The organism is Pedobacter immunditicola (genome assembly GCF_037482985.1).
GTDB lineage: Bacteria > Bacteroidota > Bacteroidia > Sphingobacteriales > Sphingobacteriaceae > Pedobacter > Pedobacter immunditicola.
In genome coordinates this window covers 320,827-339,477 of record NZ_JBBHKC010000006.1, presented here as the reverse complement: position 1 = coordinate 339,477, position 18,651 = coordinate 320,827, and the positions used below count along the sequence as shown (strand labels likewise).

Genomic DNA, 18,651 nt, shown 5'->3' with positions numbered 1-18,651 from the left:
ATTACTTAGTTATCACTTTATAGCCTTTTAAGCCAAAAAACAAAATAATCAGAAAACATACCATGGGTATACTGTAACCGATTTGAATATTATCGTCGTACATATCTATCATGGTGCCCATGGCATATGGAAGTATGGCACCACCAACGATGGACATAATCAACCAGGAAGATCCAGGTTTGGTATCATCGCCCAATCCATTGATGCCTAGTGCAAAAATGGTTGGGAACATGACGGACATAAAAAATCCTATTGCGCCTAAGGCATAAATTACGTAAGCACCATTACCCAAAATGGCAACTAAACACAGCAGAGCGGAAATGATGGCATATAAAGACAAGAGTTTATGGGAAGCAACGATTTGCAATAATGCTGTACCCGCAAAACGGCCAACGGTAAACAACAGACCGTACATGGCAAGATAATAAGCTGCTGTTTTTTCATCAAAACCTGCACCTTGCTGGGCCATACGGATAAAAAAGCTGGTTACGCAGACCTGTGCGCCTACATAAAAAAACTGTGCAACAACTGCCCAGGATAAATGTCTGTGACGTAAAACAGCAAAGAAATTACCTGCTGGAATACCGTCTTTATTTTTGGTTTTTATTTCCGGGAACTTGATGAAACAAAATATAACCGCAATAAGTAAAAGTACAGAGCCCAGCACGATATAAGGCATTTTTACAGATCCTGCTTCTTCCAGAAAATAGGCCGTCCGGGTAACCTCAGGCATAGCGGCAAGTTCTGTTGGAGTAAATGACTTTCCGGAAAGGATAAACATGGAACCAATAAATGGCGCCACTATTGCTGCAAGGCCATTGAAAGAAGCGGCCAGATTAAGTCTGCTCGTTGCTTTAGCCGGATCACCTAACACTGCTGCATAGGGGTTCGCAGATGTTTCCAAAATTGTTAAACCGCAGCCTATAATAAAAAGCGCAAATAGAAAGGTTCCATAGGATAACATATTGGCTGCAGGTACAAATAAGAATGCACCGATAGCAAAGACCACCAAGCCCAGAATCATACTGATTTTATAACCCCATTTTTTCAATATCATCCCCGCAGGAATAGCCATTAAAAAATAGGCAAGAAACACAGCGGTATCGATAAGGGTAGACTGACTGTTGTTTAATTGGCAGGCCTTTTTCAAATGTGGAATCAGGATTGAATCGAGGTTATGTGCCATTCCCCAAAGGAAGAATAAGCAAACTACCAGAATAAAAGGCATTAAGTATTTTTTGTTTGTCGCAGGCTCCGGTTTAGTTAGTACTTGAGTATCTGCAGTGTGGTTCATTTCCAGGTTCATATCAATTAATGTTTTTTAACAAGTAGCAGATGATCGCAAGCCAACACCACTTCACCGTGCTGGTTAATGATTTCAACGTGCTCCGTAACAGTTCCAAATTCAGGCTTTTTAGCCTCCGTTTTTTCAGCAATGGTAACTTCTGAATGAATAGTATCACCTATATAAACAGGTTTTATAAATCGTAAACGATCGTAACCTTTCGAAAAGGCTTCTGGGTTAATCTCAGAAGCGGTCAAGCCAATTCCTATGCTAAAAATCATTGTGCCATGTGCAATCCTATGTTTAAATGGTTGTGTTTTACACCATTCTTCATCCATATGATGCGGAAAAAAATCACCGGTATGTCCGGCATGAACTACAAAATCAGTTTCAGTAATGGTGCGGCCAAGCGTTACACGTTTATGTGCTAACTGGTAATCTTCAAAAAATATAGATTTAAAATACATATGTTTAATTATAGCTATTTATTTTAACTGTTCACTAACCTTCACTCCACCTTTATCACTGGAGAGGTAAGCACTTTCCACGACTGCCATTGTTTGAATGACATCCTCAACATTCGTAGGCAATTCTGTTGAAGAACCTTCTTTATAGCGCATTAAACTTGCCATAGTTCCTATAAATGCTTCCGGAAACCAGGAGCCTTCCAGTTCCAGTGTTTTCCATTCCGGTTCTTTACCGTCTTCTAAAAGGCAATATTCAAACTTATCTGGAACGCCATGTGGATAATCCATCAACAGGCCTATTTTTGCTACTATTGCTCCTTTTGTACCCTCCCATTTGATGAAACTGTCCTGTTGATCAGGTCCAAAGTCATGATCATGATTGCTATTAATTACTGCGTGCAAGGTGTCACCATAATCAAATAAAATGGTAGAGCGGGAAGAAGATAGTTTTTTAGCCGGATGCTTAAGGGTCTTTGCCATCACTGTGGCTGGATTACCTAAAAATGAACGGACTAAATCTATGTAATGGATACTGTGGTATTGAATCTCTAAACGGGGATGAACCATGACATGTGGAAAAATCTCCCATGGTGTTTTAATCGTCACCCTGACTTCCATATCATACACTTCTCCGATCAGGCCTCTATCAATCAGGTTGCGTGCTGCACTCACAAAAGGTGCGAACCGTAGTTGAAAATTGATGGCCGCTATAAAATTCTTTTCCCTGCATAAGTCGAGGATTTCCTTCGCCTGGTTAAAATCATCACCCATAGGCTTCTGAATAAGAACCGCGCTGCCATTTGGCAATTGTTTCAATGTATCAAGATATTGTTCAGGCATGAGCGTCAGGTCGTAAATCACATCTGCCGGCGCCAGGGCCACAGCTTCTGCAACCGTTGCATAAACATTCGCTATCCCAAACAGCTCCGCAAGTTTCTGTGCTTTTGCCTTTGTACGGTTCACAATGCCATGTACCGTAAAGCCAGCCATTTGGTAAGCAGGCAAATGTGCATCCCCAACAATTCCACCTGCCCCGATGATGATAATAGGCTGTTTAGTAAGCGGTAATTCCGGTTTATAGTTTATAGTTATACTCATTTTTGAATCGAATTTATCTGGTCCTGTGCATCCCTCAGAATTTCTGCCGCAGGCACCGTTGAAGTTAAAGCCCCCCATACCATTTTATCTATTACAGCGGCAATTGCTGACCAATGACCGCTTTGAGGTAAGGTCTTTGCATGTTGATGGAATTGTTCCAACTTGTGATAGTAAGGAACAATACTGTTTACTTCCTTGTCCATCCAGGTAGAAATCCGACAGCCGATCCCACCCTCAAGTGTTAACCTTTTATCGTTTTCCTCGCTGATCGCGAATTTTATAAAATCATAGGCTACCTGCTTATGCTTACTACCAGAGCCGATCGTGTAAAGCCAGTACACATTTAAAGAAGCCGATGTATGGCCTTCCATGGCTGGTATTAAATCAACACCGACTTGCCCATTCACCTTGATGTCCTGATCAACATCACACATTGCTGCAAATCCAAACCAATTGATCATCATGGCTGCTTCGCCCCGCGCAAATGCCATTCCTGCCCCTACCGAATCGTATTGAAGGGAATTGGGGTGAACTGCAGTTTTATCTTTAATTAGCTCCCGGTAAAATGTTAATCCAGCTGAAGCCGCAGGTGTATTCAGGTCAATCTGGCCCATTTCATTTATCAATGTACCGCTCCGGCTCCACAGTTGCAGACAAAAATCAAAAACTGCATTATGCCCATCAGGATAACAGGCGAAAACACTTCCATAAAGATTTTCTTCAGGCCGGTTAAAAAACCGTGCAATTTGTTGGAACGCTGCCCAGGTTTTAGGCGGCTGAAGTGTATAGCCATATGCTTGCAAGAATTTCTCCTGTTCTACAATGTCTTCAAATAAATCTTTCCTGTAAATTAAACATTCGGGACCGTCATGAAAAGGCAGGCCCATAATTTTGCCATCAAACTGTTGCAGGCCTAAAAGTGAATCACTCCAGCCTTCAGGAAAATCAGACGGTGGATTTGCCTGGATATAACCATTCAATTCCTCAAAAGCATGACTTAAATAACCTTCATAAATCCAATCTGTATTGATATGGGCAATGTCAAAACTGCCGTTTCTTAATCCTGAATTCTTTAAGGTAGTGCCATGAAGTTCTGGTAAATCCATGACTACCATTTCGAGTTTCAAGTTACAGCCAGTCAAAAGGCAGAATTTTTCCCATATTTTTTTTGTAGCTGATTCAAAGGCATCAAACTTTCGCACAGCGATTTTAAAAATGCCGTTTTGATCAATCATTAAGAATCGGCGTTAAATTGATGAACTCTTTAATGATGTTTTCGTTGTCCTGCCCTAGTTTTGGTGACCCCTTGGTGGAAACCAACAACTCTCCGTCGATTCGGATAGGACACCTGGTAGTATTGTACTTATATCCATCAAGCATCTCCACCTCCTGAATTGCATTTAACACTTTAAATCCCTCATGATTAACAAGTTCATGCCAGTTTAATACTGCGGCACACCAGATATCTGCTGGCTCAAGTATGGAAAGCCATTTTTCTGTGGTATCCTTTGCCAGGTGTTCAGCAAGTATGACTTTAATCTCATCACGTTTTTCGAAAGCGGCACTAATGTCTGTATACACCAGCAAGGGATGGCAAGCTAACAGCTTGCCTAAAACTGTGATGGAACCCATGGCCAGGGCCATAAACCCATCCGCTGTTTTATAGATTCCATAAGGTGCACCTAAATAAGCATTGGCATTGTTTCGAAGAGAACGCTGGGGCAGACATTCGCCATCATTCATAAAAGTCGTTATGGTTTCGAACTGAAAATCATAAGCAGAATCTATCATATTTACCTGTACACGGCCTCCTTGTCCAGAAATAGCCTTGCGGTAAAGACAAGCTAAAATACCTTCTGCAAGATGTGCACCAGCCAGCATATCTACTATTGAAAGGCCCATGGCTACGGGGCCACTATCAGAATTTCCCGTTAAAGATGTTAATCCGGTAACCGACTGTAAAAGCAAGTCCTGACCCGGCTTATTTCTCCAGTCGCCATTTGTGCCATATCCGGAGATCTCGCCGTAAATTATATTGGGATTAATTTTCTGCACTGCCGTGTAATCGAAACCTAAACGTTCCATTACACCAGGTCGGAAATTATGTATCATGACATCTGCCTTTGCCAGCAGTTGACGAATGATGACACGGTCCTCTTCATTTTTTAAATCCGTTTCAAAACTTTCCTTATTCCTGTTAATGGCATGAAAAACGGATGACTCCCCGTTCATGATCAGGTTGGAAGTATAAAGGGTACGGCAAATATCACCTTTCCCGCGACGTTCTATTTTAATTACCCTAGCCCCCATATCTGCCAGCCGCAAACTTGCTGAAGGGCCTGATAAAAACTGGCCAAAATCAATGATTAAATAGTCTTCTAATGGCTTCATATACTAATTAAGAGCAAATTCCTGATTAATTGCCGCATTGTTAATTCCCAATTTTGGTGCAGCTTTATCACTGTATAATTTATGCCCATCCAACTGAATGGGGCATCTTGTTGTACTCATTGTATTTCCTCCTCCTAAATCCAGTTCCTGTTGAATTTTTAAATCTTTAAAAACAGGAAGGTTGGTGGCTTCTTTATAATTTAATACTTCCGCGGTCCAAATCCCTATAGCTTCAAGTATATTCAGCCAATACAAATTCGTTTCCTTTTTGAAAGTCTGGCCCAGGATCAACAGTATTTCATCCCGGTTTTTAAAAGCATCTTCAGCTTTACTAAAAACAGAAGAAATATCACATCCTAAAACCAAACAAATTTCCTCAAGGTTACCCATCGCAAGGGAAAGAAAACCATCTTTAGTTTCATATATACCATATGGAGCGCTTAAATAAGCATGTGCACTTCCCTTTACACCACTGCGTTGAGGAAGTTTTGCGCCATCGTTAAAATAAGTCGTGAGCACTTCGAACTGAACATCTAATATAGATTCCAGCAAGCTTACTTCCACCAATACACTTTTATTTGTTTTTGCTTTTTTAATTAACGCTGCAAGAAGTCCCTGCGTAAGGTGGTTGCCACACATGATATCAGAAACTGATAAACCAAAGGCAACAGGACCATCAGCACTACTTCCTGACAGATAAGTTAAACCTGATAGTGCCTGAACCAATAGATCCTGGCCAGGTTTATGAGCCCAGGGCCCCTTATCTCCATAGCCGGAAATTACGCCGTATATAATCTTTGAATTAATTTTTTGAACGGAAGCATAGTCAAGACCAATTTTCTCCATTACGCCAGGTCTGAAATTATGCGTCATGATATCAGCTTTGCTGATCAGCTTTTTTAATTTCTCCAAATCCGCGGGATCCTTCAAATCGGCGGCATAAGATTCTTTATTGCGATTAATGGTATGGAAAAGAAGACTATCCTCTTCAATAAATAAGTTTTTTATCGACAGCTGCCGGCAAGCATCTCCCTTTAAAGGACGCTCAATTTTAATTACCCTGGCACCTAAGTCTGCAAGTTTTAAACCCGCCGACGGTCCTGCCAAAAACTGGCAAAACTCCAAAACCAATAATCCGTCCAGTGGTTTATTTATCATGCTTTTAAATTTTTAGAGGTTCTGTATAATTCATTCAAACTTTCCAAAACCTTCTCCTCATTCCCGCCGTTCATTAAATATTCTCTGACGATATCCCCGGCATGATCTTGAAAGAACATATGACCATGGTACCTTGGCCGCAAAAATGCCCGTTGTAATGCAGGTAGCGTGTTAGAAAAAAACTGTTTACCCTGTCTGTTTACCTCGGGGTCCGACCAGGCTTTTAAATGTCCTGGCTGACCGCCACTTTCAAAATAAAGAGTTTGCTGACAGGCTGGCGAAGCGACATATGCTGCGTATTTTACCGAAATATCTTTATGTAAAGTACTGGAAGAAACAGCCAGGCCTGTACCACCTAAGGTGCTGCGTAAATTTGTTATCCCATCAAGGGAAATCATATCATGAAAATGAAGCGGTTTTGCTGAATAACCATTCCTTGAATAATTCGAGTAACCATAGGCGAAAGGACAATACGCAATGGTATCTCCGGTAGTCATGGTTTCATAGATTTGAATGGGATTTTTATGAAAGTTTTGCACGTCCATTTTTGAAGCAAGTTCATGGTAGAGTTTCAATGCTTTAATGCCCGTTTCCTTGCTCACAATTTCGTCTTCCTGCTGGCAGGGATCTTCGCCCAGGGAACAGCAAAAAGTATAAAAATTCATTAATACATCTATAGGGATGCCTGCAAAAGCAACTAAACCCAAGTCTGCAAGCGCCAAAAGTTCCTCGAAAGTCTTTGGTAGTTTCAGGCCCCTTTGTTCCAGTAAATCCGGTCTGGACGAGGCGACAGGTGTTGCTGCATCAATTGGCAGTGCCCATTGATGACCGTCATAGGTGTAACTTTCATAAGAAGCGCCAACTGTATTTTCCTTTTGATCCTGAAGATAGGCAGCGTCAAGATGCTTATCCAGTGGCAGGATAGAATTCGTTTTAGCGGCAAAACCCGCCCAAGGATGGTCAATAACCAATAAGTCAAATCTTTCAGCTAATTCTTGGATAGAGAAATCAGCAAATTGTTGTAGGCTTCTTTTTTCCCAATGAATTTCTACCCCGGGATGAAGTTCCGAAAATCGCTGCGCCGTTGCAGTCATTGCAGTATAACCACGGCTATGGTTCCAGGTGATTCCTTTTAAAATGATTTGATCAGCCATATAGCTTTAATGTCTTTTATTATTTTATTCTAATATTTTTATTTCCCGGTATGTATGGTAATAAATGTTGAAGGTAATCCCGCAACAGCTGCTTCCAATTTTATAGTACCCGATTTTGTCGTGGATTGAATGATTGCTAAACACAAGCCATGATAAGCCTTTCTGTAATTTGCTTTAAAAGGTTCCAGGCTTGCCTGGAAACCATTGTCCACACCAGCTATAAATCCTTCACCAGTAATATTAAATTTCACCAGGTTGTCGGCATCAGGCACTAGGTTTCCATTAGCATCCAGAATTTTTACGGTAACGAAGGACAAATCTTTACCATCGGCCGAAATTTGACTTCGGTCAGCAACAAGCGCAATTCTTGCTGGTTTACCTGCGGTATTAATTTCTTTGCTTAAAACGACCTTACCATTTTTTCTGGACACTGCTTTCAATGTTCCCGGCTGATAATTGACCTGCCAGCTCACATGCAAATCCTCCCCTTCTTTTTTGCGGGTACCCAAAGATTTACCATTTAAATATAATTCAACTTCATCTGCAAGGTTATAATATGCCCATACATCAACTGTTTTTCCTTCTTTCCAATTCCAGTGTGGCAAAAGGTGGAGTACAGGTTTATTCGTCCATTCACTCTGGTACATGTAATACGTATCCTTAGGGAATCCGGCCAAATCAACAATCCCAAAATAGGAACTTCTGGCAGGCCATGGATAAGGTATCGGTTCCCCTAAATAATCAAAACCTGTCCATACAAAGAGTCCTGACACATGGGGATACTTTTTTACTTCTTTCCAGGTTTCTTCATGCGAAGAGCCCCAATAGGCAGACACATTATCATAGGCAGAAACTGCCCAGTCAGCATTCCCATCGGTAAACTTAGTTTTCCCATTTTTTGGCCACCGGCGAATGGTATCTGTAGATTGATCGTAGTAACCCCTTGTGGCCAAGCCAGAAGTTGTTTCAGTAGCTAAGAAACTTTGGCCAGGGTAGTTTTTTGGGAAATCTTTATATAATCTATGATTGTAATTAAGACCATAAACATCAAGCGCTTTAGCCTGGTAGATAAAATTTTTAGTGGAGTCTGTTTCTGTTAAAGCGGATATCACTGGACGCGAGGTGTCCAAATCTTTAACCATTTTCACCAGATCTTTAGTGAACTTAACACCGGTACTGTCAAACTGCTCACGGATTTCATTCCCTATGCTCCACATGAAAACGGAAGGATGGTTCCTATCGCGCTTAACCATACTTTGCAAATCCTCCTGGTGCCATTCAGGCCATTCCAAATGATAATCTTTGGAATTCTTTTTCTTCTTCCACATGTCAAAAGCCTCGTCCATCACTAAAAAGCCCATTTTATCACAAAGTTCCAGGAGTTCTGGCGCTGGTGGATTATGTGCTGTCCTAATTGCATTGGTGCCCATTGCTTTTAAGATCTCCAATTGGCGTTCTATTGCACGGGTGTTAACTGCGGCGCCCAAAGCACCCAGGTCATGGTGATTACAAACGCCCAGAATCTTTAATGGCTCACCATTAAGAAAAAAACCTTTTACGGGGTCAAACTTGAAATAGCGTATCCCCAGGGGTGTTTCATAATGATCACGGAGTGTGTTACCGCTAAATATTTTAGTAACCACCTTATACAAAAAAGGCTGATCTACAGACCATAACTGCGGGTTTTTGACAACAGTCTGCTGACCTATCGTTTTTAAGGTATCATCCAGCACAACATTATTATTTTTTACAGTTGCTGCAAGCACGCCTTTGGCATTATAAATAGAAGTCTCCACCCGGACCTTTTCACCCTTGCGGCCCTGGTTTTTAATCGTAACCTGCAAATCAACTGTAGCTGCCTGGGTTGTAACTTTCGGTGTGGTGACAAATGTTCCCCAATGGTTGATCGCTACTTTATCGGTTGAAGTTAACCAGACATTCCTGTAGATGCCAGAACCAGAATACCACCGGGAATCTGGCTGAGCAGAATTATCCACCTTAACGGCAATTACATTTTTTCCTGGTTTTAAATATTTTGTAAGTTCATAGGCAAAAGATATATAACCAAATGGCCGCTTTCCCAGAAATACCCCATTAACATACACCTCACTATTTTTATACACCCCGTCAAATTCGATATAAAAACTTTTTTGCTTAAAATTTGCGGGTGTTGTAAAAGATTTTCTATACCAGCCAATGCCAGTGGGTAAACCGCCACCTTCAGGCTTCGACGGATTTTTGTCGCTAAACTCCCCCTCAATACTCCAATCATGGGGTAAGTTTAATTTCCTCCATCCCAGGTCATTAAAATTTGCTGATTTAGCTGTTTGCTCATCACCAAGAAAGAATCTCCAGTCCTGGTTAAAATTTTGTTTAACTCTTGGCTGGGCAAAGGCACCAAAACTTATTAAAATGAACAGCAATAATAATTTACATTTCAGATGGTATACAGGCATCAGTTTCGGTCGTTTATAGGTTTAGAAATAAAATTAAGTTTGCTTTTCCCCAGATCTTTAGAAGTTGCCACCGCAATTCCACGTTGATCTTGTTTATTCACACCACAATAAAAGTGGTAGACTACACCTTTGTATTTCAATACATAAGATTTGTGTGCATACAATTCATCGTATTTTTCTGAGGGTTCTATGAGGTTTTCCCCGGTCCAGTCTGTCCAGTTCATTAAATCCTTTGACACAGCAAAACGATTAAAAGCACCCTTTCTATCCTGCCAAAATGCACCGAAATAAAACATGACCCAATTATCCCCGATTTTTTGCACAAGGGCGTCACCCGTAATACCAACCGGATGATGAACAACTGGCTCTTTTCCGAAACGTTTCCAGGTCGTCATATCATCAGATACAGCCATGCCAATCCGTTCAAACCACCTGGTCTTTATATTATTTTTAGCAGAATCTCCATTGGCATTATAATACATGACGAACTCATGTCCCGTTAATTTTTGCTTGTCCCTGATCACAGAACTTTTAAAGAGTTTCCGGTTATCCCACCAACTCACATCGTCATCTTTGGCCGTTAATACAGGTTCGCTTACTCGCTGCCATTCATGGACCTTCGACGGATGCTGCGTGGTGTACGCCATACCTACCGACAAATCTCCTGCCTCATATCCTTTGGAATCACCTCCAAAATAGGACATCCAATATTTTCCCTTATATTTTTTTAGTTTATAATTCCCTCCCCATTTGGTATCCTGTAAAGCATTATACCCTGCTTTCTGATTCCCATCCCATGTGGTGGTATCTGAGAAAGACATGATGCGGCCTAATTTTTCCCATTTAAGCAAATCTTTACTTTTTGCGAGCCAGGTTTCGTAACCACGTCCGTCATAAATCAGATAAGTCATATACCAAAGGTTCCCTTTGCGAAAAACTGTCGGGCAATCCATTTTTTGACTATCATCCGGCGGCACAATAACAAGTCCATATTTATAAGGGGTTTTAACCTCTTCATATATTTCCTGCATCTGAGCCGACGACACCGTGTTTTGCTCCTGGGCGGCAAGACCAGTTGCAGTAAATAGAATAAACCCTACAAGCGCAAGTATTTTCATTTTTATTGAATTTTGAAGTGATAGTTTCCCGAACCAATTTTTATTTTAACCCTATCTTTTTCATAACCCAGAATTTTGATTGCCTGGTTTTCCTTGATCAGGTTATTGTTTTCGGTAATCGTGTGTTTTTGGCCAGCAGGAATATAAACGGTAGCTACCGTATTAGCAGGGACAGAAAGTATTAATTCAAAAGTACTTGCTGTTTTTTTCCATTCAGTGGCAATGCGTCCATGAGGAGAATCATAACTGGTAGTCGCGGATTGTAAATCACCTACGATTTCAGGATAAATCCTGATGTGACTGAAAGCAACTGACCCTTTTTCTTGTCTGATGCCACCAACGCCTGTGTAAAACCATTCCATCAGGTGGCCGAGCATAAAATGGTTATTCGAAACTGTAGGTAAAGCCGCCCATGATTCAGTAAGTGCTGTAGCTCCCTTTTCAATCTGGTAGCCATAACCCGGGACATCAGACCTGCTGTTCATATTAAAAATTACATCTGATCTGCCTTCATTTTCTAATACCTGCAGCAAATAACGGTGACCAATATCACCTGCGGTTAAACTATTGTTACGGCTTTCAATATCCTTGATGATATTTTGAACTACGGCATTTTTATTTCCGGGTTCAACCAATTCCATATAAACGGCCATGGCGTTTGCTGTCTGACTTCCGGAACCATATTGCTTGGTATCGTTGTTAAAAAATCGCCTGTTAAAAGCTTCACGGACTGAAACGGCAAGTTTATTGTACGCAGCCGCATCTGTATCCTTAGACAGTAGCAGCGCAATTTTTTCCATTATTTTAAGATCATGGTAATAGATGGCGGTAGCTGTTATTCCCATGGGGGTAAGCTGAGAAACTCCCGGTGGTTTGGGACCCAGGTCATACCAATCGCCAAGACCTTGTGATAAAATAAACCCCTGTGACTTCGTTCCCAGATAAGCAACATAGCGCTGCATCATAGGAAAATTATCTGCAAGCGATTGTTTATCGCCATACCATTGATAGAGATACCATGGCAACAAGATGCTGCTGCTACCCCATTCAGGAGAATCCCTGAACATATCTCCACCCCATTCGAATTTCACGTATTCAGGAGCTATTTCCGGAACTAAGCCTTCCGCAGTCTGGGAATTCTTCATGTCCTGCAATGCTTTTTTAAACAATGGCGCCGCTTCGTAGTTGTATCGGATTGAACTGCCCATCAGGTGCAGCTGTTCAAGCCAGCCTAGTTTCTCGCGATGAGGGCAATCTGTGAAAACACTGACCATATTACTTTTAATGGCCCAGTCAATAAGGCTGTTCGTTTGATTGAAAATTTTATTGGAACTTTTAAAAGACCCAGTTTTTGTGGCTGCATTGCGGATGTGCAAACCCGTTAACTCATTGACTATAGGCAGTTTGTGCGTATTATTTTTTCCAGGCGGCACACCACCTTTGAGTTGAATATACCTGAAACCAGAGTAAGTAAACCTTGGCCGCCAGGTTTCTATGCCAGAACCTTTTAAGATATATTGAAAATAGTAGGGACTTCCTGTGGGCTTCTGATTGACAGTTCCATCAGCTTTTAACAGCTCTCCGGGTATTACCCTTACGGTATCGCCTTTTCGCCCACTTACTTTAAGTTCTATGATACCGGATGCGTTTTGCCCGAGGTCATAAATCCAGTCTCCTGTAGCAGCGTTTTGATTAACCGTTATGGGTTTAAAATTTTCAAACACTTTAACAGGTGCTGCCTTTTGAGAATTCAAGGAAGGACCATCTACAACCAGTGCCTGCTTCCACGTTTTATCATTGTAGCCTGGACTATCCCAACCTGTTTGCTCCAGATTGGCATTATAATCCTCTCCACCATAGATACTAGAAAATGTGATTGCTGATGGGGATGTTTTCCAACTCTCATCACTGGTTACATTGGAAAAGCTACCATCCTCATACTCCACAAGCAGTCTGCAAATCATTTTTGGATAACCGAAAGCACCTTTCAACTTTCTAAACCTTCCTTTAACAGGTGGTATATAATAAAATCCATTTCCTAACATCACCCCTACTACATTCTCCCCTTTTTTTAATTGCTGGGTTAAGTCAAACGCAACATACAGCGCTTCTTTATCGTATTTTGTCCAGCCTGGATCCAGAAAATGGTCGCCTACTTTTTCACCATTTAAATTCATTTCAAAATGTCCTAAACCGGAAATAAACATGGTTGCTTTTTTTACGGTTTTGTCGACCTTGAAAGATTTGCGTAATAAAGGCAAAATATTGTTACCTGTAAACTTATCCTTCTTACCATCAGCAGGAAGAATGTTTACATTAGAATCCGCAAGCTTTTCATAGGCAATCCATTTTGCGCCATGCCAGTCTTTAGGAGATAACAAGCCCATCTGCCAGGAATTAACCTTGCTCCATGCCTCAGTACCCTTATTATCCCAAACCTTAACTTTCCAATAGTAAGTTTTTGACGAAATCAGCGTTTTACCGTTGTACTTATTCTGAATGGATTGATCCGACAATATTTTATTTGAATCCCAGACATTCCCCTTATGATTAGAGATATCCGTGAGGTTATCGGCAACCAGTATCTGGTAGGCTGATTGCTTAACATTTCTCTGTAAAGACTCAAATTTCCAACTTAAGCTGGGCGACAAGGTCTCTACACCAGAGGGATTAACAAGGTAATCGCAATACGTCGAAATCACCTTCAGTTGCTGGGCAGAAACAGAAGTCGTAAAAAAAAATATCCAGAAAAAAAGTATGGTTTTGTTCATTGGGGATAAAGGTTAGGCTTTGCTTGTAATTTGGTTAGAATTTAATTATCTCCTAATTCAAATATAAATGTTTTTTTTAAATATGAAAATCTATATTTATCCTTCAATAGATTTAAAGGTAAAAAAAACGCTACATTACAGTACACATGAAAGAAAATGAATCAAAATACCAGGCCCCGGCGTTGGATAAAGGCTTGGATATCTTAGAGTACCTCGCTTCCCATCCTATTCCACTTTCACAGACGGAAATTGCTATCGGTATACATAGAACCCCTAATGAGATTTACAGAATGCTGATGAGCTTAGAAGGTCGTGGTTATATATTGAGGGATGAAATTTCGGGTAAGTACCGGTTATCCTTAAAACTGTTTTATCTTTCTCACAGACATTCACCAGTAGATGAGTTGCGCAAAGCAGCACAATATCCGTTGGAAGAACTCGCTCACCAAGTTCGGCAATCCTGCCACCTCAGTATATTATACATGGACCAGCTGATGGTTGTTATACATGCAAAGAGTCCAGGTCCCATCGCTTTATCCATTGAAGAAGGGAATTTGTTCCCATTAACCTTAACAGCGTCAGGTAAAGTTCTACTCGCTTATATGCCTGATTCGGAAAGACAATACATCTTAAAAGCTAACCAGATTTTCAAAAAATATGCAAAGAACGAAAAAGAAGCTTTTTTAAACTCACTTCAGGAAATCCACCAAACCGGGTCATATATCAAAACAAGTGACTTGGCTGAAGGTGTTACAGATATTTCTGTTCCGGTGGGTATACAAAAGAACAACGGCCTTATTGCATGCCTTACTGTTTCCATGCTTTCCACACTTCATAGCAAGATAGAGAACGAAGTGATCCTTGCTGAAGCATTCAAATGTGCAAAGAAAATAGAAGAGAGAATTGGTGTATTGGCATTGTAATATTTATGCCAATACACCCCCTCTTTAAATAGCGTATTTAATTAAATAATCTCTTTTTGCTTCAATAGTTACCTCATAAAGGCCTTTTGATATTTCAACAGGCGCACTACCTTTAATCACTGGTTTAGATTTACTTCTAAATCTTAATTTTCCTGTCCCTGCTGCAGCTTTTATTTTAATTTCCTTTTTGCTGCAATAAATCGAAATATCACCACCCGGTGTTGGTACTTTTCCTTCCATCCATTGCAAACCACCTAATTCAGGCTCAATGACATAAGTTTCATAGCCTGGCGAAAGTGGTTTAACACCTAAATAATATTTTCCCAATAGATAAATCGGGCTTGCACCCCAGGCATGACAAAGGCTTTTTCCAAATGGACGGCCATACATTTCATAGTGTTCGGCACCTTTTTTATCTGGGTTATATTCTTCCCAAAACGATGTTGCCCCTAATTTTAGCATACCACCCCAATAATCTTTCATTTCCTTTAACACATATGCTTGCTCACCCATGGCACATAAAGCTTCCAATTCATAAAAACGCATATATGGGGTAGTGATTTTTTTTATGCTGTCATTAAGTAAAACATGCTTTTTAACTTCCAATTTTTGTTCTGGCGTAAAATAATCGAAAAATATACCAAACATATTGGCATACCTCGTTACTTCGGTTGTGGGCTTGCCATTAATTCTGCTATGCACCAGCGCATGCTGCTGATCATCCCAATACATCTTGAATATTTTCGCCTTCAGTTCTTTAGCCAGCTGGTCATATTGGGCTGCAGCAACAGTATCCTTAGCTAAATTTGCACAAAGCGCCATGGTTTCCAAACTTCTGCAAAACAGGAGCTGTTCAAAACTTACTTCCCCTTCTTTACTTAATTTATCTGCCCAATCAATAAAAATCCAGTCGCCAGGCATCCATTCCAATAAACCATCTTTATTCCTCCGGTTTAACACATAATCCATCAAACTTTTCATCCTTGGATAAGTCTCCTCAACGAATTTTTTATCGCCTGTGTATTGATAGTAATCATAGATACCCAGGAACCAATAAAAGGAATAATCCATAATTGTATTGATATGCGCGGTTACCGGATCTTTACCCCGTTGGGCCAATAAAGTCCTCTTCACTGTTGGCGAATCAAAGTAGGAGTAATAATTCATTAAATAGCTTTGATAAGCGTCACCAGACCAGATCCATCGGTCGCGTTTAATTCCATCAATAAAAAATTCTCTCGTGTTTAATTCAAAAGTATATTTGGCTACATCATAGATTTTATTGAGCTCAGCATCAGAAGAAGTAAAGCTTCCTTTTTCAGTCACAGGAGCATATTCATATAACATACTTACAGAATCAACCTGGATATCGCCATCAAAGGTGCAATTGACGTATCTGAATGCTTTCGACAATGGCATTACCGAGTCAACCTTTGCAGACAATTCCAGATCTAAAAGATCCAAAGTTTCACATTTATCAATGGATAGGGCTTCTTCTTTCGATTCACCATAGTAGATATTCAGTTTACCTTTACCTTTTAAGCCGTGTAATTTGATGAAACCAAAAGTTTCTTTTCCAAAATCCGCTACAAGGCTTTTTTTACCTTTTTCTATTTTTTGTGCGGAGAGCGGTGAAACAGGCAACTTAAACTTTGATGGCGGCAGCTGTGGATCGTTTAATTGCCAGGATCCTGCAGCAACAAAGGTTGTTCCTGATTTATCAGATGCTTTCCCACTGGCGTCGATCCACTCCTTATCTTCGAAGGTCGTTAACCAGGAATCATCAGAAAAAACCGTCTCCCCTTGTACAAATATGGTGGGTACTTTATCCTGACTGTATACTTTTAAACTTAACTTGTGATGACCTGCAGGAATAAGGATTTCCTTTGGAGAACCGGGAATCGCCTGACCGTCAATCTTTACATTGTACTGTCCTTCAACATACAGCTTTACTTTTTCTGCCTTGTCCAGGTCAAATTCCTTATGAAAATCAACAAGCACATAATGGCTGTCCATTTTCCAGAAAGGTGGAAAAAAGGAGGCTCTTTCGGTGCGCCTGTTTTGCATAACATTTGCCATCCAGATATCAAAATCTCCTGGATACCAAATCCATGAGGCTTTCTGTGCCTGTGCAACATCTAAAAACAGGCTAATCATTAGAAAAGCTGTAAAAAAAAGTCTTTTAAAGCTTAATTTAAAAAAGGTACTATTGAATTTCATCATGCTTTTAATCTTAAAGTTAGTGGCCATTGAAATATATATATAAACCGATCATTACTGCGGCAAGAGAAGTCCAGGAAATCCAAAAACGCCTCCCAGGTTTTTCTATTGACGAACGTTGTACTTCATCGACTATATAAATAGTCGGCATCTTGTCGAAAAGAGAGATCAGAACTGCGATAAGCAAGAGTGCTGCAAAAATAAAAAATGACAGCATGAGGTAATGCGGCCAGAACGGGTATTGATCGGGTGGTAAAATCCATAAATAAGTTACCCCGGTACCCAAGCTTAGAACCGACCCTACAGAGAGCGTAAAGTTGACTGCCGTTCTCGTGGTACGTTTCCAAAATACAGCAAGCAGGAAAACAACGGAAAGTGGTGGTGCTATAAAGCCCAGCACAGATTGAAAAACATCAAAAAGATTCAATCCCTTAATGTTATCTATCGCTAAAACCATAATTACGGCAAATACACATCCCGCAATAACGGAGAGCCTGCCGACCCTGATAATTTGTTTGTTACTGGCTTCCGGATTGAACCTTTTCACGTAGATATCCATTGTAAAAACAGTACTCAAAGAGTTTAAGGAAGATCCTATTGTACCTACTAGAACGGCAATAAGAACCACAATGACTAACCCATTCATTCCAGGGGGGAATAAGTGGGTGACCATCGTCATGTAAGCCTCATTCGGATCTTTTAAATTCGGAAACAACACAAAACAGATCACGCCGGTAATGATAAACAAGGGCAATGATAATATTTTCAACCAGCCAATAAAGCTTACTCCTAACTGTCCCTGTTCAAGGTTTTTGGCACCCAAGACCGATTGAACCATGGCCTGGTCGGTGCAAAAGAAAGCGATTGCAGCGACAGGATAACCTAATAATATGGCATACCATGGGTATTTTGGATCGCTGGCAGGTTGAATCAAGTTCCAATAATGACTGGGTGTTTGATCATATAAAGCTTGTATACCTCCAACTTTATGTATACCCAAAACGGTCAGGGAAAGAGATACCGCAATTAAAAGAATCATTTGGAAGACATTTACTTTTGCGATGGCCTTTAATCCGCCGAAAAACGTGAATAATCCCGCAAAAGCCACCAACACGATGACAGATTGCCACATTGGAATGCCTAATATTTGCCTGACGAGGAAACCACCGGCAAACAACCCAAGCGATAGCCAGGAAATAAGAATTTTAATGAGTGCATACCAGGCTAAGATATTCTGGGTGGAATCACCATATCGTTTCCCCATAAATTCGGGCATGGTGCTTACTTTACTGGCAAGGTATTTAGGAGCAAAAACAATGGCCAGCAAGAATAAAAATATAAAGGCGTACCAATCAAAATTTACAGCAACAATACCGGTACTGTAACCAATACTTGCAAAGGCAAGCAACATGGACGGACCAACATTAGTCCCCCACATATTGAAACCGATACTCGGCCAGCCCAGTGATTTGTTGGCCAGAAAAAGCGAATCATCCGGATTTGTCTTGTTGGAGAAGCTCGCCCTGTACCCAATTGTAATCAATATGACCAGGTAGGCAAAGACAATAAAGTAATCTAAATTTGTTAAACGATCTACAATGTTCCCCATC

The 18,651-nt window shown here is 40.6% G+C and carries 13 protein-coding genes; 1 reads left to right on the top strand and 12 read right to left on the bottom strand.

Going from position 1 to position 18,651, the window contains the following annotated elements; genetic code table 11:
• Position 1 precedes the first annotated feature (1 nt).
• From fucP to WG905_RS12840, 10 genes are read right to left on the bottom strand one after another with little or no spacing between them, the layout of a single operon-like run.
• On the bottom strand, positions 2 to 1,294 hold the full coding sequence (gene fucP, locus WG905_RS12885) for an L-fucose:H+ symporter permease (protein WP_431844519.1): 1,293 nt from the start codon (positions 1,292 to 1,294) through the stop codon (positions 2 to 4).
• A 17-nt stretch (positions 1,295 to 1,311) separates the two neighbouring features.
• Positions 1,312 to 1,752, bottom strand: a complete 441-nt coding sequence (locus WG905_RS12880; RefSeq protein WP_339592137.1) for a MaoC/PaaZ C-terminal domain-containing protein — start codon at positions 1,750 to 1,752, stop codon at positions 1,312 to 1,314.
• A gap of 18 nt (positions 1,753 to 1,770) precedes the next feature.
• Positions 1,771 to 2,850, bottom strand: coding sequence for a Gfo/Idh/MocA family protein (locus WG905_RS12875; protein ID WP_339592136.1), 1,080 nt, complete (start codon positions 2,848 to 2,850; stop codon positions 1,771 to 1,773).
• Entirely contained in the window at positions 2,847 to 4,085 is a 1,239-nt protein-coding gene (locus WG905_RS12870) for an extracellular solute-binding protein (RefSeq protein ID WP_339592135.1), read from the bottom strand. Before WG905_RS12870 ends, WG905_RS12875 begins: the two co-directional genes overlap by 4 nt.
• Positions 4,078 to 5,241, bottom strand: coding sequence for a CaiB/BaiF CoA transferase family protein (locus WG905_RS12865; RefSeq protein ID WP_339592134.1), 1,164 nt, complete (start codon positions 5,239 to 5,241; stop codon positions 4,078 to 4,080). The genes WG905_RS12870 and WG905_RS12865 overlap by 8 nt, the downstream gene beginning before the upstream one ends.
• Positions 5,242 to 5,244: 3 nt before the next feature.
• Complete coding sequence (locus WG905_RS12860; protein WP_339592133.1) at positions 5,245 to 6,399, bottom strand: CaiB/BaiF CoA transferase family protein; 1,155 nt, start codon at positions 6,397 to 6,399, stop codon at positions 5,245 to 5,247.
• The gene (locus WG905_RS12855; protein ID WP_339592132.1) at positions 6,396 to 7,553 is read right to left on the bottom strand and encodes an ABC transporter substrate-binding protein; all 1,158 of its coding nucleotides are present in this window, start codon (positions 7,551 to 7,553) and stop codon (positions 6,396 to 6,398) included. Before WG905_RS12855 ends, WG905_RS12860 begins: the two co-directional genes overlap by 4 nt.
• A gap of 38 nt (positions 7,554 to 7,591) precedes the next feature.
• Positions 7,592 to 10,009: a beta-galactosidase GalB gene (gene galB / locus WG905_RS12850; protein WP_339592131.1), complete on the bottom strand. Its 2,418-nt coding sequence runs from the start codon at positions 10,007 to 10,009 to the stop codon at positions 7,592 to 7,594.
• Positions 10,009 to 11,127: a glycoside hydrolase family protein gene (locus tag WG905_RS12845; protein WP_339592130.1), complete on the bottom strand. Its 1,119-nt coding sequence runs from the start codon at positions 11,125 to 11,127 to the stop codon at positions 10,009 to 10,011. Before WG905_RS12845 ends, galB begins: the two co-directional genes overlap by 1 nt.
• 2 nt (positions 11,128 to 11,129) lie before the next feature.
• Entirely contained in the window at positions 11,130 to 13,898 is a 2,769-nt protein-coding gene (locus WG905_RS12840; RefSeq protein ID WP_339592129.1) for a family 78 glycoside hydrolase catalytic domain, read from the bottom strand.
• A 146-nt stretch (positions 13,899 to 14,044) separates the two neighbouring features.
• Here WG905_RS12840 and WG905_RS12835 point away from each other — a divergent pair, with 146 nt between their 5' ends.
• Positions 14,045 to 14,821 (top strand): IclR family transcriptional regulator, encoded by a 777-nt coding sequence (locus WG905_RS12835; protein WP_339592128.1) that lies wholly within the window; start codon positions 14,045 to 14,047, stop codon positions 14,819 to 14,821.
• 24 nt (positions 14,822 to 14,845) lie between these two features.
• Here the strand turns inward: WG905_RS12835 and WG905_RS12830 are convergent, their stop codons facing one another.
• Both WG905_RS12830 and WG905_RS12825 read right to left on the bottom strand, forming a co-directional pair.
• Positions 14,846 to 17,044, bottom strand: coding sequence for an alpha-L-rhamnosidase-related protein (locus WG905_RS12830; RefSeq protein ID WP_339592127.1), 2,199 nt, complete (start codon positions 17,042 to 17,044; stop codon positions 14,846 to 14,848).
• Between the two features lie 16 nt (positions 17,045 to 17,060).
• Positions 17,061 to 18,650: a sodium:solute symporter family transporter gene (locus WG905_RS12825; RefSeq protein WP_339592126.1), complete on the bottom strand. Its 1,590-nt coding sequence runs from the start codon at positions 18,648 to 18,650 to the stop codon at positions 17,061 to 17,063.
• Position 18,651 lies beyond the last annotated feature (1 nt).

Excerpts from the sequence above, each read along its gene's own strand:
- fucP (WP_431844519.1), bottom strand. The coding sequence starts at position 1,294 with ATGAACCACACTGCAGATACTCAAGTACTAACTAAACCGGAGCCTGCG.
- WG905_RS12880 (WP_339592137.1), bottom strand. The coding sequence starts at position 1,752 with ATGTATTTTAAATCTATATTTTTTGAAGATTACCAGTTAGCACATAAA.
- WG905_RS12875 (WP_339592136.1), bottom strand. The coding sequence starts at position 2,850 with ATGAGTATAACTATAAACTATAAACCGGAATTACCGCTTACTAAACAG.
- WG905_RS12870 (WP_339592135.1), bottom strand. The coding sequence starts at position 4,085 with ATGATTGATCAAAACGGCATTTTTAAAATCGCTGTGCGAAAGTTTGAT.
- WG905_RS12865 (WP_339592134.1), bottom strand. The coding sequence starts at position 5,241 with ATGAAGCCATTAGAAGACTATTTAATCATTGATTTTGGCCAGTTTTTA.
- WG905_RS12860 (WP_339592133.1), bottom strand. The coding sequence starts at position 6,399 with ATGATAAATAAACCACTGGACGGATTATTGGTTTTGGAGTTTTGCCAG.
- WG905_RS12855 (WP_339592132.1), bottom strand. The coding sequence starts at position 7,553 with ATGGCTGATCAAATCATTTTAAAAGGAATCACCTGGAACCATAGCCGT.
- galB (WP_339592131.1), bottom strand. The coding sequence starts at position 10,009 with ATGCCTGTATACCATCTGAAATGTAAATTATTATTGCTGTTCATTTTA.
- WG905_RS12845 (WP_339592130.1), bottom strand. The coding sequence starts at position 11,127 with ATGAAAATACTTGCGCTTGTAGGGTTTATTCTATTTACTGCAACTGGT.
- WG905_RS12840 (WP_339592129.1), bottom strand. The coding sequence starts at position 13,898 with ATGAACAAAACCATACTTTTTTTCTGGATATTTTTTTTTACGACTTCT.
- WG905_RS12835 (WP_339592128.1), top strand. The coding sequence starts at position 14,045 with ATGAAAGAAAATGAATCAAAATACCAGGCCCCGGCGTTGGATAAAGGC.
- WG905_RS12830 (WP_339592127.1), bottom strand. The coding sequence starts at position 17,044 with ATGATGAAATTCAATAGTACCTTTTTTAAATTAAGCTTTAAAAGACTT.
- WG905_RS12825 (WP_339592126.1), bottom strand. The coding sequence starts at position 18,650 with ATGGGGAACATTGTAGATCGTTTAACAAATTTAGATTACTTTATTGTC.